We start from the raw sequence: 13,660 nt of genomic DNA, 5'->3' as shown, positions 1-13,660 counted from the left end.
CCGCTGGGCTAGCGGGGATAGTCTGTGGAGCGAACGTAAGACCATAAACTCCTTGCGGGTGGAGGCTGTTGCTATGAAGCAGAAACCTAAGATGTGAATCTTAGGAATCACTGTGGCTTTAGCCCGGTGAGGATGTCAACTCTAGCAATCCTATCTGAGGTGTGCAATCCTCAGCCTTGAGAAACAAGGGGCTTAAGCCCCTTGCCTGTCCTGATTCTGATTTAGGATTGCTATATGACCCCGACTCACACCCTCCACCTCCCCGACGTAACCGCCACCCTCGCCCTCGGTCAACGTCTCGGCGAAACCCTCCCCCCCACGGTTCTCCTCTTGTCTGGGGATCTTGGTGCAGGGAAAACCACCCTAATTCAGGGCCTCGGTCAAGGTCTCGGCATTGCTGACCCCATCCTTAGCCCCACCTTCACCCTGATCAACGAATACACCGACGGCCGCCTCCCCCTCTATCACCTCGATCTCTACCGCCTCGATCCGGCTGGGGTCGCCACCCTCTACCCCGAACTCTATTGGGACGGTGTCGAAGTGGAACCGGGCATCATGGCGATCGAATGGGCCGAACGCCTTCCCGCTCCACCCCCCGCCTACCTGGACATCCACCTCCACACCGTCGAACAATCCCGCCAAATTACCCTCACTTGGGTCGGCCCGGCTCCTCCGGTGTGGGCGGCGGCGTTTCGCCCCGATGCCCTGGGTTAGGGGTGGGATTGGCTGGGTGGGAGGGTGCGATCGCCCCCGCTCTCCATGGCACAATGATCAACATTTATCGAGCCTGAAGCGCCTAGACCATCAATTTTCTGAGGTTTTGCATTATTCTGGTAAAGAATTCTGCGCCAATCTTGGGTGCATTGTGCTGGCCTAGCCCATCGAGAGAAAAAAGCCATGAGCGAACAAACCCCCCAGTCTCAGCAGTTTGAAACGCCGCAAACTTGGGAGACTGAACCCACCGTCACGGTTGAAACCACCGCCACCGAGGGTGACCAGGAAACCCTGAACCCGATTCAAGAAACGGACTGGTTCACCCTGGCCCGGAAACTGCGTCAGCGCAACCGTGAACTGCTCCAACGGGCAGCGGATTTAGAGCAAGCCCTGGCCACAACCCAAGAATCGCTCCAAGCCGAACGACGCTCCTCCCAACAGCGGGAACAGGTCACGGTGCAGCAAGGTGAAGAGTTGCTCGATGCCCAAGGGCAGATGAGTTTACTCTTTCAAGAGTTGGAAGCGTCTCACCATGTGGCCCAACGGCAACATGTTTTGATTGAAAACCTCTCGCAACAGTTAGAATTGGCGCAGGCTCAAATTGTGCGCCTTGAACAAGAATGTATTTTGGCGCGTCAAACCTATACGGAGCAGGCGAGTTTACTCCATGAGGCGGCGGATAATTCCCAAGCCCTGCGCCAGCATCTCGATCGGCAGCAGTCCCACACGCAGCAATTTCAACGGTTGTTTAGTCGCTATTTAGAGGAGTCCGAGGCGGGAGACCGGGGGCAAGGGAGTCACGCCGGAACCGATTCGGGGATTCGTGCGGATCAGCCTGCGATCGCACCGCCATCCCCGATTACCCAACTGCAACCGCCACCGGAGGAGATGAAACCCTCTCCGATTCAACCCTGGTCAAATCAGCGATCGCAGCCGCCCACGCCCCCCACCTGGGCGGCGCGTCTCTTTGACGAGGAGGAAGAACTGGCGGTGGAAATGCCCTCGGCCCCTGCAACTCCTGCGGTTTCCGTCTTTGACGCTCCCGCTCCGGCGGCTGCCCCCCCAGGTAAGTTTGCAAACTTGAACCTCCCGGACTTCCACGCAGGCCGCCGCAGTGTGATGCCCTTACCCCGCAGCCAGGCAGCGATTCAACCCCGCGAAACCCCGACCCCAAAACCAGCCCCGACCCATCGCGCCCCGAAAAAAGTCCCGTCGATCGCAGCGGTGAATTTGCCCAGTTTTCCCCGTGTGCGTTAGGGTAGCCCATTGAAAATCCTGGAAATACGGCGCTAATTCTGGGTGCGTTAGCCGCCCCAGAGTTTAATTTCCGTCAGGGTCGCGGTGACAATTCCCCAACCATCGGGGCTGACGGCCACGGCGGTAATCGGTTGATCATGGGCTTTGATCAGGCGGATCGGGTTGCCGGTTGTCCAGTCGAAAATACTTAAGATGCCCTGTTGATTGCCGCTGATCACGGCTTGACCATCGGGGCTGAGGGCGATCGCTGTCGTCCCGAAGGATTCATCATTGAGGGGGCCGAGGAGTTCCCCGGTTTCCAAATCCCAAAAACAGATATTGCTGGTGAGGGAACTACTCAGAGTGGTGCGGTTGTCGTTGGCGATCGCCACCCCCGTCGCCCCAAAGGATGCATCATTAATCGGCCCCAACAGATCACCACTGGTAAAGTCCCACACTTTCAAATTACTGTGGGCGGAACTGGTGATCACCCGTTGACCATCCCAGGTCATGGCTAACCCATTCACCCCCATGGATGCATCGTTTAAGGTGTCGAAGAGTTGGCCGCTGCTGACATCCCAACATTTAATGTTGCTCTGGCTCGCGCCGGTTAACAGCAGGCTGCCGTCGGGGGAAATGGTTAAACAGTCTGCGCCTTTGGAGAACAGGTCAAACTGCAACACTTTGGTAATCGTGGCTAACTCCCAGGCACTCAGATAGGTTTCCGGGCCACAGGTATAGAGCAGGCTACCATCGGGACTAATAGCGAGGCCCGTCACGCCGCGATCGCGCTGATCAAGGTGAATATGGAGACAATCCAAGGCCGCATAGTTGACGGGTTCCCATGCGATCGCCGCCGGGTCTGCGGGTGCGTCTTCAAGGGGGGGGTCAAGGTCTGGAGCAGAGGCGATCGCCGGCTCCGGGCTTAAATCGGCGGTGTTCGCTTCATCCGCTGCGAATTCATCCGCAAATTCATCCGCATCGGTAGCCATCACAGGTGCAGCCGTCACCTCAGCAGGACTCGGCGCAGGTGATGGAGCCGAGGGAGAAACCGTAGGAGCCGCACTCACCGCACCAGCAAAGGGGTCATCCGCGTCCTGAGGCGCGGCAGAGCTGGGGGGAGGCGGTTCAACAAAAAAAGGGTTTAGGTCTGCATCGGGTTCGGGGCTGGCTTGGGCGGTTAAGGCCGCGATTTCATCGGCGGAAAGGGCACGGAAGGGGCTTTTGGGATCGAGCGCAGGGGCGGCTGCATTGGGAGCCGCTGCGATCGCAAAGGGATTATTTGGATCAGGGGGCGCGGGAGGGTCGGGGGCCACGTCGATGAAAAAGGGATCACTGGGGTCAGGTTGGACTGGCCCCAGCGGTGCGGACGGCGTTGCGATTGGTGGCGCGGCGATTGGTGGCGTTGCGATCGGTGGCGTTGCGATCGCGCCCGCCATCGCTTCATTGCCCGCCACTGCCGCCACGTCGGGTTCCACCTGGGGCGGCGGGGGTGCAGCGGGTTTCGGGGGGGGTGGGGGTGGGGCTGCGATCGGTTGAGACGACGGCGGGGCGGCAATCACGCGATCGGGTGGGGGTGCAGCAGGTTTCGGGGGTGGCGGCGGCGGCGGCGGTGCAGCCTTAACACGGGGCGGCGGCGGCGGTGCAGCAGCCGGTTTCGGGGGCGGTGCAGCTTTGGCACGGGGGGGCGGCGGCGGGGTCACCACAGGGGCAGCCGCCGGGCGAGGAGCCGCTCGTTTTTTCACCTGTGCTGGGGCGGGGTCTTGGTTCGCCCGGCGCATGGCTTCTTTAATCGCCCCTTGGAATTGTTTGCGATTAAACGGGCGGTTAATGACCGCAAAGGTGGTGTGGGGTTCGGGTAGGGCTTTGGTGACGGGATCGTTGGGGTCTGCGACTAAGAGCATCGGAATGGTGCGGAGTTTGGGGTGTTCCTTAGCTTTTTTGAGAATTTTCCAGCCGCTGACATTGGGTAGGTTAAATTTCAGCACCATGAAGCGGATATTGGCCAGTTCTGTCTTGATCACATTCAGGGCGGCTTTGCCATCCCCAATCGTCACCAGGTCAAAATTACCACCCGGCATCATCCCGCGCAGTTCTGCAACACTTGCCGCGTCACTGTCTAAAAGAAGCACTTTATGATCTGCCATCGCTTGCCCTGATTCTGCCTTGGACAAAGTTTAACGAATTTAGGATGCCTAGCCAAGAAGAGGAGCGAGGATCAGGAGCGATCGCCCACCCCGCCGCTGGACGGCATCCGATCCCGTCGCCGCCCTCCTGCGATCGCCCCCCGCCAAATCCGTACAATCCTTTTAGATTTCAGGGGAGAGCCAGGTTCATCCCTTACAGTGGGGCTGTATCCTCTGTCTATCTAAGATCATCACGAGGCCAAGTTATGTTTTTAGTTCCCCATCGCACCAAAATTGTTGCCACCATTGGCCCTGCGAGTCGCTCCCCTGAAACCATTCGCCACCTCATCAAAGCGGGAATGGGGGTCGCTCGGCTGAATTTTTCCCACGGCAGTTATGACGATCACGCCGTCACGATTCAAACCCTGCGGCAGGTATCCCAAGAGTTGCACTATCCATTGGTACTGCTGCAAGATCTCCAAGGCCCTAAAATCCGGGTGGTGCAATTGCCGGAAAACGTGATCCTCACCGCCGGGGAAACCGTAACCTTGGGCAATGCAGCGGACGGGGTCACCATTCCCATTGACTATCCCTCCCTCGCCGAAGAAGCGATCGCCGGCAATCGGATCTTGCTCGATGATGGCAAATTGGAGTTAACCGTCCTCTCCGTGGAAAATGCGATCGTCACCGCCCAAGTGATCCGAGGCGGAACCCTCAAAAACCGTAAAGGGGTCAACTTTCCCGAACTCGCCCTCCGTCTCCCCTCCATCACCGACAAAGACAAGCAAGACCTCGCCTTTGGGTTAAAGCACGGCATCGACTGGGTCGCCTTAAGCTTCGTGCGCCAAACCGACGACGTACAAGCCCTGAAAACCCTCCTCACCGAACAGGGAGCCAGCGATGTCCCCGTCATCGCCAAAATCGAACGCCCCCAAGCCATTGACCACCTCGATGAATTAGTGCATATCTGCGATGGCATCATGGTGGCGCGGGGGGATCTTGGGGTCGAAATGTCCCCCGAAAAAGTCCCCATGCTCCAAAAACAAATCATCCACGCCTGCAACCAACAAGGCATCCCCGTGATCACCGCCACCCAAATGCTCGAAAGCATGATCACCAACGCCCAACCCACCCGCGCCGAAGCCAGCGATGTGGCCAATGCAATTATCGACGGCACCGATGCGGTCATGTTGTCCGGCGAATCCGCCGTGGGGGACTATCCCGTCGAGGCGGTGAAAATGTTGGGCCAGATTGCCACAGAAGTAGAGCCGATGATTGAATTCATCAACCTGCCCCCCGCCGAACATACCGCCACCCACGCCCTCAGCGAAGCCTTAAACGTTGTGGACAAAATCCTCAATCTGCGCTGGATTGTGGCGTTCACCTCCACAGGATACACCGCCAAATTAGTCGCAGCAGAACGCCCCAAAGCCCCGATCCTAGCGTTAACCACAGAGCCGAAAGTCTACACACGCCTCAATGTGATCTGGGGGGTCACACCGATTTTAATGGAGGGGCCCGTGGATTCGGTGGAGGTGTTGGCGCATCGGATTGAGGAGGTTTTCGCGCAATATGAACTGGCAGAACCAGGGGATCAAGTCTTGATTTTGGGCGGCAGTCCGGTGCAGATGACCCAAGGCACGAATTTCCTCAAAATCCACACCGTAGCAGGGATTTAAGGTCTTCCCTCCTTACCTCAAAAGATGATTGAGAAAAAGTCCTGCGATCGCCCCCAGCATTGCCGACGGCTGACCCGGCCACAGGACTGCCTTCGGGTATATAGCACTCGCCAGAGCGGTTAGGACATTCAGAGACTCTGGAACAAGGGGCTTAAGCCCCTTGCCTGTCCTAATACCCTTGTTGATTGCTATGATTCCCCATCACGAGGCAAATTCTGTAATCAAAAAGCCCTGGATGTGAACCATCCAGGGGCTTTTTTTCCTCACATCACGTCAACCCAATCCCTCGCGCCATTAACGACGCAAACAGAGGGATTAGCGCGAAACCTAACAACTCCGCTCGGATAATTCCTGTAATCACCTTCGCTTGAGTTTCACCAATCACGGGGGCCGTGTCTGCCCGTAACCCTTTCACCCACCGGAGATAGGAAATCGTGGGATAGAGGGATAGCAAACCCACGGCGATAAAAATGCCAATTTTCACCCAAAAAATCGGATTTTGGCTGTAAAAACTGGGGCCTTGGCCGAAGTACATCACCCGCAACGCCCCGGTGACGAGAATTGCGATCGCCGCAATCCCGTAGAGGGTGTCAGCGATAATCATCCGCCAGCCTTCTTTAACGGTTAATTCTGGTTTAAAGGTTTGATGTTCGAGGGTTAAGGATGCAAAAATGAGGGCAAAACTGAGGTAATGGATATAGGCTGCGATCGCACTGTTTAATGGCATAGGATCAACATTCCAAAATTATGAATCAATGGGTAAGGGGCTAATGAACGAGCAAGGGATTGGATCAAGGGGCAAGGGGCTTAAGCCCCTTGTCTGAGATAGATAAAAATTACACTTTGAATTTAGTCGTGATCCGCTGCATCGCTTCTTCCACATTGGCCCGACTATTAAACGCCGAAATCCGGAAATAGCCCTCACCCGCTGCCCCAAAACCGGAGCCAGGTGTACCGACTACATTCACCGTCTGGAGGAGTTTATCAAAAAAGTCCCAACTCGATAAACTTTGGGGCGTTTTCACCCAAACATAGGGCGCATTCACACCACCATAGACGCTTAATCCGGCGGCGGTGAGTTGTTCCCGAATGATTGTGGCATTCTCTAAATAGAAGCTCACTAATGCTTCTGTTTGCGCTTGACCCGCTTCAGAATAAACAGCTTCGGCTCCCCGTTGGATAATGTAGGATACGCCGTTAAATTTGGTGGATTGGCGGCGATTCCAGAGTTTATGGAGTTCGACAACAGACCCATCAGAAGCGGTGACAGTGAGGGATTTGGGTACGACGGTTAAGGCGCAACGAGTCCCGGTAAATCCGGCATTTTTGGAGAAGGAACGAAACTCGATCGCGCAGGTGCGAGCGCCTTCTATTTCATAAATGGAGTGGGGGAGTTCCGGATCAGTAATAAAAGCCTCATAGGCGGCATCAAAGAAGATAATCGAGCCGTGACTATTGGCATAATCTACCCAGGCTTTGAGATGCTCTTTGGTGGCGGTGGCTCCGGTGGGGTTGTTGGGAAAACAGAGATAGATCAGGTCTACTTTTTCCGTGGGAATTTCAGCGGTGAAATTGTTTTCAGCGGTGACCGGAAGATAGACCAAACCGCCATATTTGCCGCTTTCGGTGGCATCGCCAGTATGCCCCGCCATCACGTTTGTATCCACATAGACGGGATAGACGGGATCGGTGACGGCGATCGCATTATCCTTGCCGAAAATGTCGAGGATGTTCCCGGTGTCGCACTTCGAGCCGTCGGAGATGAAAATTTCTGAGGCATCAATGTCACAGCCCCGCGCTTGGAAATCGTGGGCGGCGATTTTTTCCCGCAACCAAGCGTAACCCTGTTCCGGCCCGTAGCCTTTGAAGGTGGCGCGATCGCCCATTTCCTCCACGGCGGCAGTCATCGCAGCGCGGCAGGCTTCCGGTAAGGGTTCGGTGACATCGCCAATCCCCAGTTTAATGATCGGGGCATCGGGGTTCGCCTCGGTGAAGGTGGCGACGCGGCGGGCAATTTCTGGGAAAAGATACCCCGCTTTCAGTTTGAGATAATTTTCGTTAATTTTGACCATGTGGATGGGTGCGTTGAGTGCAAAAAAGCCGTGTTACTCACTGTATCTCGTTTTCTGTCGCAACAGAATCGCCCGTCGTGTTAGCCTCATGCCCTCTGCGCGATTGATCCGGGTTGGAGTTGGATCGCGCCACCCGATCGCTCACCGGAACTCACCAGCGATGGAGTTGGCTGGCCGTGAGAATTTGCGCCATGGTCAATTGTAAATTGGGGAAAGTGGGGAAAGTGGGGGAGGCGATCGCCCTCCGCTACACTGTTAAGGCAGAGTTGCTGAAATTGTGATGTCCGTTGTTTATCCCGTCAGTGTTGCGCCGATGATGGAGCGCACCGATCGCCACTATCGGTATTTCCTGCGCCAAATCTCCCGCCGCACTCTGCTCTATACGGAAATGGTGACAACGGCGGCGATTCTCCACGGCGATCGCGCCAAACTCCTCGATTTTCACCCCGCTGAACACCCGCTAATTTTGCAGTTAGGCGGCGATAATCCCCAAGATTTGGCCGAATGTGCGCGGATTGCGGCGGACTGGGGCTATGACGGGGTGAATTTAAACGTGGGTTGCCCCAGTAGTCGGGTGCAGAGTGGGAATTTTGGGGCCTGTTTGATGCAGCAGCCGGAATTGGTGGCGGCGGCGGTGACGGCGATGGGGCGGGCGGTGTCGTTGCCGATTACGGTGAAGCATCGGATCGGGGTGGATGATTGCGATCGCTACGCAGATTTAACCCGATTTGTCGCAACCGTGGCCGATGCGGGCTGTGAACAATTCAGCGTCCACGCCCGTAAAGCCTGGCTCCAAGGTCTCAGCCCCAAGGAAAACCGCACGGTTCCCCCCCTCCAATACGATCGCGTCTATCAACTCAAACAGGATTTCCCCCACCTGACCATTGAAATCAACGGCGGCATCACCACCCACGCCCAAATTCACGACCATCTCGATCATGTGGACGCGGTAATGATTGGCCGGGCGGCCTATGACAATCCCTATTTATTTGCGGAGTGCGATCGCGCCTTCTTTCACGATCCCTACCCGATCCCCTCCCGCCATCAGGTGATCGAAGCCATGCTCCCCTACATTGAAGATTGGGTCGCCCAGGGTCACAAAGTCAGCCACATCACCCGCCACCTGCTGCAACTCTTCAGCGGCCAACCCGGTACGAAAGCCTGGAAACGCTACATCACTGAGCAGGCCTACCAACCGGGCGCGGGGGTTGAGGTGGTGACAAATGCGATCGCCCTTGTGCCGCAGCCTGAACCCGTTTGAGTCATAATTAAACCCATAACTTCTCATGCCCCAAAACCCCGATGGAATGGACTGAAGCCGCCGAAGCCAAACTCAAAGAGATTCCCTTTTTTGTGCGTCCAGCCGCCCGCAAGAAAATCGAAAAATTTGCAGCCGAGGCCGGTGAAACCCTGATCACGCCGGAAATTTACGCCCAAGCCAAGGCGAAGTTTAATTAGCGATCGCCCTTGTTCCACACCCTAACCCGGTGTTGAGAATTACTCCGCTTCTACCAATTCAATTTTTAAACGCTTTCCGAGGGCGATCTAAATATCAGAATGTTTTCTCTAAACCCGCCTGCTTCAGCACTGCATTGGCAGTATGCCGAGACTTAATGGTCTGATCCACGACAAAATTACGCTGCGTCAGTGGGCTAAACCAAATTTCATGATCGCCTTTACCCTGGCGTTTTAAAACACAACCCGCCTGCACTAACAATCGCTTTACCTCTGGTGTAAACGACTTCGCCATTTACGCCATTACCTCGATTCTGTCCTCACGGTGGCTATTTAACACGATGGATATCGCGTGGGCTGGATCATCCGTCAGTACCGCATTCAGACGTAATAGCTCAGGAACCATCTCACGCAACTTCAGTGTGAGGATGTCTAGAGTGTCGGCTTCTGTGGCCAGACCCGGTACATCATCACTGGTGGCGACCCAAACCCGTGCTTCTGAATCCCACATTGCCTGAATCTGACAGGTTAATTGCTGCATCTGTCTCCGATGATTGACAGTAAACACCCTATTTTTAACATTGCTGTCCTACCCTGAGCGACGGATTTTGACGGTTCAAACGACTAAATTGCCAGGCGTTGGTAGACCTCATCGAGGTAGCGGAGATGGTGTTGGGGGTCGAAACAGGCGGCGATTTCGTCCGGGGAGAGGTGTTGATTGATCACCGCGCTGGCTTCCACTTGTTTGCGGAAATCGCCGCCTTCAACGTTCCATTCACTGTGGGCGCAGCCTTGAACGACGCGATAGGCCTCCTCCCGGTTCATGCCCTTTTCCACGAGGGCGAGGAGGACGCGCTGACTGAAGATCACGCCGCCGTAAACGTTCATGTTGCGCTTCATGTTTTCAGGGTAGACCAAGAGATTTTGGATTAACTTGGTGGTTTCGTTGAGCATGAAATGGGTGAGGATGCAGCTATCGGGCATGACGACGCGCTCGACGGAACTGTGGGAAATGTCGCGCTCGTGCCAGAGGGCGACGTTTTCGAGGCCCGCCATGGCGTTGCCGCGAATGATCCGGGCCATGCCGGTGAGGCGTTCGGAGCGGATCGGGTTGCGCTTGTGGGGCATGGCGGAGGAGCCTTTTTGCCCTTTGGAGAAGAATTCTTCTACTTCTAAAACGTCGGTGCGTTGGAGGTTGCGGATTTCGACGGCGAAGCGTTCGAGGGAGGCGGCGAGGAGGGCGAGTTGTTGGAGGAATTGGGCGTGACGATCGCGCGAAATCACCTGAGTTGAGGCAGTGTCGGGGGTGAGGCCGAGGTTTTGACAGGCGATCGCTTCCACACGGGGATCAAGATTCGCATAGGTTCCCACCGCGCCGGAAATTTTCCCGACGGCAATTTCTTCGCGCAAATGCACGAGGCGATCGCGCCCCCGCAGCACCTCCGCCAACCAGCCCGCCAACTTAAACCCAAAGGTAATCGGCTCGGCGTGAATCCCATGGGAACGCCCTACCATCACCGTATAGCGATGTTCCTGGGCTTGGTAGCGAATCGCCTGGGTGAGTTCTTCCACCTTTTCCAAAATCAGATTCAGACTCGCCACCATCTGCAAGGCCAACCCCGTATCCAGTACATCAGAACTGGTCATCCCCAGATGAATATAGCGACCGGGATCGCCCACATATTCATTCACATTCGTCAAAAAGGCGATCACATCATGGCGCACTTCGGCCTCAATTTCGAGGATGCGATCGGGGTCAAAATCTGCCTTGGCCTTAATCTCCTCTACGGCCTCGGCGGGAATGTAACCCAGTTCTGCCTGAGCTTCACAGACTGCGATTTCCACTTGTAGCCATGTTTTAAACTTGTAGGCATCTGTCCATAGTTGCCCCATCTCTGGCAGGGTGTAGCGTTCAATCACAGTCTGTCTTCCATCAACTCAATACAGCCTGTTAATTTTACTATTCCCAGGGCAACGCTTCCCACCCTTTTCCTCGATTCATTTTTTAGATGGCTGTTGGTGATTTCGCCCTCATCCCCGGCCCTTCTCCCACGGGAGAAGGGAGTTGAATGCCCTCGCCTGGGGGAGAGGGTTGGGTGAGGGACAGAAGCGATGTTTCGCCCTCATCCCCGGCCCTTCTCCCACGGGAGAAGGGAGTTAAATGCCCTCGCCTGGGGGAGAGGGTTGGGTGAGGGACAGAAGCGATGTTTCGCCCTCATCCCCGGCCCTTCTCCCGTGGGAGAAGGGAGTTAAATGCCCTCGCCTGGGGGAGAGGGTTGGGTGAGGGCTAGAGCTGACGCTGGCCAACAATTCGTCCTAATCCTGGCATAATACAAGGGGCAAACGCGCAAGCGATACAGAATTGATCATGGCGAAACAGCGGGTACTCTCTGGGGTGCAACCCACCGGAAATCTACACTTAGGCAATTATTTAGGGGCGATTCGGAACTGGGTGAACGCCCAAGACCAGTACGATAATTATTTTTGTGTGGTGGATCTCCACGCGATAACCGTGCCCCATGATCCCAAGGTGTTGGCGGATAATTCCTATGCGATCGCTGCCCTCTATCTCGCCTGTGGCATTGATCTCAGCCATTCCACAATTTTCATTCAATCCCACATCGCCGCCCATAGCGAACTCGCCTGGCTCCTCAACTGCATCACCCCGGTAAATTGGCTCGAACGGATGATCCAGTTCAAAGAAAAAGCCGTCAAACAGGGGGAAAATGTCAGCGTTGGCCTGCTGGATTATCCGGTGTTAATGGCGGCGGATATTCTGCTGTACGATGCCGACCTTGTGCCCGTGGGGGAAGACCAAAAGCAACATATTGAACTGACCCGCGATCTGGTGATTCGGATTAACGATCAATTTGGCACGGGCGAAAATTCGGTGCTTAAAATGCCGGAACCCCTGATTCAGAAAGCCGGGGCGCGGGTGATGAGCCTCACCGATGGCACGAAAAAAATGTCTAAATCTGACCCCTCAGACCTGAGCCGGATTAGCCTCCTTGACCCGCCGGAGGTGATCACGAAAAAAATCAAACGCTGCAAAACTGACCCCACCAAGGGCCTCGAATTCGACAACCCCGATCGCCCCGAATGTCACAACCTGCTCACCCTTTATCATCTCCTCTCCGGTCAATCCCGCGAGGCCGTGGCGGCGGACTGTGCCGAGATGGGCTGGGGACAATTTAAACCCCTGTTAGCCGAAACGACGGTGGAGGCCCTGCGACCGATCCAGGAAAAATACAGCGAGATTATGAGCGATCGCGCCGCCCTTGATGCTATTCTCCGCGATGGACGGGAAAAAGCCGCAGCGAGCGCCAATCACGTCCTGGCCAAGGTTAAAGCCGCGATGGGTTTTTCCGTGCCCCTTTAATCGCCAGCAAACAGGATTATCATTAAGACTTAATTAAGTTTTATTGATCCTCATCCCCTGAAAAAAATAAATGTCCCGTTTACGTCGCGCCATTGAACAGAATGAATTTTTAATTACCGCTGAAGTGATGCCCCCCAAGGGAGGCGATCCGAGTCACATGCTCAAGATGGCGCAGTGTTTACAGGGGCGTGTCCATAGCGTCAATGTCACCGATGGCAGTCGGGCGGTGTTGCGGATGTCGTCCTTGGCTGCGTCGTTAATTTTGAAACAGGCGGACATTGAACCGATCTATCAGGTGGCCTGTCGCGATCGCAACGTCATCGGCCTGCAAGCGGATCTGATGGGTGCTCATGCCCTGGGATTAACCAATGTTCTCGCCCTCACGGGTGATCCCGTCAAAGCAGGCGATCATCCCCGCGCCCGCAGTGTCTTCGATCTAGAATCTGTGCGCCTCTTGAAACTGATCCACAAACTCAACGACGGTTTCGACTACAACGATAAAAAACTCACCGATGGTCATTTGGATCTGTTTCCCGGCGCGGCGGTTGACCCTCAAATCCACAGTTGGAAAAGTCTGCAACGGCGGTTTGAGCATAAAGTCGAAGCCGGGGCGCAGTTTTTTCAAAGTCAGTTAATCAGCGATTTTCACTGTTTGGAACGGTTTATGACGGAAATCGCCGCTCCGTTGAATCGTCCGGTCTTGGCGGGAATTTTCCTGTTGAAATCGGCTAAAAATGCAAATTTCATTAATCGCTGTGTGCCCGGTGTCCAGATTGCTCAAGCCACCATTGATCGCCTCGCCGCCGCCGCTGACCCACTCCAGGAAGGGGTTAAAATTGCCGCCGAACAGGTGAAACTGGCCCAAAACCTTTGTCATGGGGTGCATTTGATGGCCGTACGCCGCGAGGATCTGATTCCGCAAATTTTAGATCAGGCCGCGATCGCCCCCATCCACGATCAAATTCCCACCTACGTTTAACGCCACTGCCTCGCATAGAC

General features: G+C 55.5%; 13 protein-coding genes. 7 read left to right on the top strand and 6 right to left on the bottom strand.

Annotation, left to right across the window (positions count from 1 at the left end):
• Positions 1 to 234: 234 nt before the first annotated feature.
• Together tsaE and PN477_RS15170 are read left to right on the top strand one after the other, a co-directional pair.
• Complete coding sequence (tsaE, locus tag PN477_RS15175) at positions 235 to 714, top strand: tRNA (adenosine(37)-N6)-threonylcarbamoyltransferase complex ATPase subunit type 1 TsaE (protein WP_272117269.1); 480 nt, start codon at positions 235 to 237, stop codon at positions 712 to 714.
• Between the two features lie 183 nt (positions 715 to 897).
• The gene (locus PN477_RS15170; RefSeq protein WP_272117271.1) at positions 898 to 1,971 is read left to right on the top strand and encodes a hypothetical protein; all 1,074 of its coding nucleotides are present in this window, start codon (positions 898 to 900) and stop codon (positions 1,969 to 1,971) included.
• Between the two features lie 47 nt (positions 1,972 to 2,018).
• Here PN477_RS15170 and PN477_RS15165 read toward each other — a convergent pair whose 3' ends face one another.
• Positions 2,019 to 4,097 (bottom strand): hypothetical protein, encoded by a 2,079-nt coding sequence (locus tag PN477_RS15165; RefSeq protein ID WP_272147394.1) that lies wholly within the window; start codon positions 4,095 to 4,097, stop codon positions 2,019 to 2,021.
• 245 nt (positions 4,098 to 4,342) lie between these two features.
• On the opposite strand from PN477_RS15165, the gene pyk reads away from it, so the two are divergent.
• The gene (gene pyk / locus PN477_RS15160) at positions 4,343 to 5,755 is read left to right on the top strand and encodes a pyruvate kinase (protein WP_272117274.1); all 1,413 of its coding nucleotides are present in this window, start codon (positions 4,343 to 4,345) and stop codon (positions 5,753 to 5,755) included.
• A gap of 268 nt (positions 5,756 to 6,023) precedes the next feature.
• On the opposite strand, the gene PN477_RS15155 is transcribed toward pyk, so the two are convergent.
• Positions 6,024 to 6,482, bottom strand: a complete 459-nt coding sequence (locus PN477_RS15155) for a DUF2214 family protein (protein ID WP_272117276.1) — start codon at positions 6,480 to 6,482, stop codon at positions 6,024 to 6,026.
• Between the two features lie 109 nt (positions 6,483 to 6,591).
• On the bottom strand, positions 6,592 to 7,827 hold the full coding sequence (locus PN477_RS15150) for an LL-diaminopimelate aminotransferase (protein ID WP_272117278.1): 1,236 nt from the start codon (positions 7,825 to 7,827) through the stop codon (positions 6,592 to 6,594).
• Between the two features lie 280 nt (positions 7,828 to 8,107).
• Between PN477_RS15150 and dusA the strand changes: the two genes are divergently transcribed.
• Together dusA and PN477_RS15140 are read left to right on the top strand one after the other, a co-directional pair.
• Entirely contained in the window at positions 8,108 to 9,088 is a 981-nt protein-coding gene (gene dusA / locus PN477_RS15145; RefSeq protein ID WP_272117283.1) for a tRNA dihydrouridine(20/20a) synthase DusA, read from the top strand.
• 41 nt (positions 9,089 to 9,129) lie between these two features.
• Positions 9,130 to 9,285: a PCP reductase family protein gene (locus PN477_RS15140; protein ID WP_272117285.1), complete on the top strand. Its 156-nt coding sequence runs from the start codon at positions 9,130 to 9,132 to the stop codon at positions 9,283 to 9,285.
• 94 nt (positions 9,286 to 9,379) lie between these two features.
• Here the strand turns inward: PN477_RS15140 and PN477_RS15135 are convergent, their stop codons facing one another.
• From PN477_RS15135 to purB, 3 genes are all read right to left on the bottom strand, one after another.
• Positions 9,380 to 9,577 carry a type II toxin-antitoxin system HicA family toxin gene (locus PN477_RS15135; protein ID WP_272117287.1) on the bottom strand — a complete coding sequence of 66 codons (198 nt, stop codon included), beginning with the start codon at positions 9,575 to 9,577 and terminating at the stop codon, positions 9,380 to 9,382.
• Positions 9,578 to 9,823, bottom strand: coding sequence for a DUF1902 domain-containing protein (locus tag PN477_RS15130; protein WP_272117289.1), 246 nt, complete (start codon positions 9,821 to 9,823; stop codon positions 9,578 to 9,580).
• Between the two features lie 83 nt (positions 9,824 to 9,906).
• Complete coding sequence (gene purB / locus PN477_RS15125) at positions 9,907 to 11,202, bottom strand: adenylosuccinate lyase (protein ID WP_272117291.1); 1,296 nt, start codon at positions 11,200 to 11,202, stop codon at positions 9,907 to 9,909.
• A gap of 448 nt (positions 11,203 to 11,650) precedes the next feature.
• On the opposite strand from purB, the gene trpS reads away from it, so the two are divergent.
• Both trpS and PN477_RS15115 read left to right on the top strand, forming a co-directional pair.
• Entirely contained in the window at positions 11,651 to 12,661 is a 1,011-nt protein-coding gene (gene trpS, locus PN477_RS15120; protein WP_272117911.1) for a tryptophan--tRNA ligase, read from the top strand.
• 70 nt (positions 12,662 to 12,731) lie between these two features.
• Positions 12,732 to 13,640, top strand: coding sequence for a methylenetetrahydrofolate reductase (locus PN477_RS15115; RefSeq protein WP_272117909.1), 909 nt, complete (start codon positions 12,732 to 12,734; stop codon positions 13,638 to 13,640).
• Positions 13,641 to 13,660 lie beyond the last annotated feature (20 nt).

The sequence above is a fragment of the Spirulina subsalsa CS-330 genome, assembly GCF_028330765.1.
In the GTDB taxonomy this organism is placed as follows: domain Bacteria; phylum Cyanobacteriota; class Cyanobacteriia; order Cyanobacteriales; family Spirulinaceae; genus Spirulina; species Spirulina subsalsa_A.
This window is presented reverse-complemented; position numbering and strand designations above follow the sequence as displayed.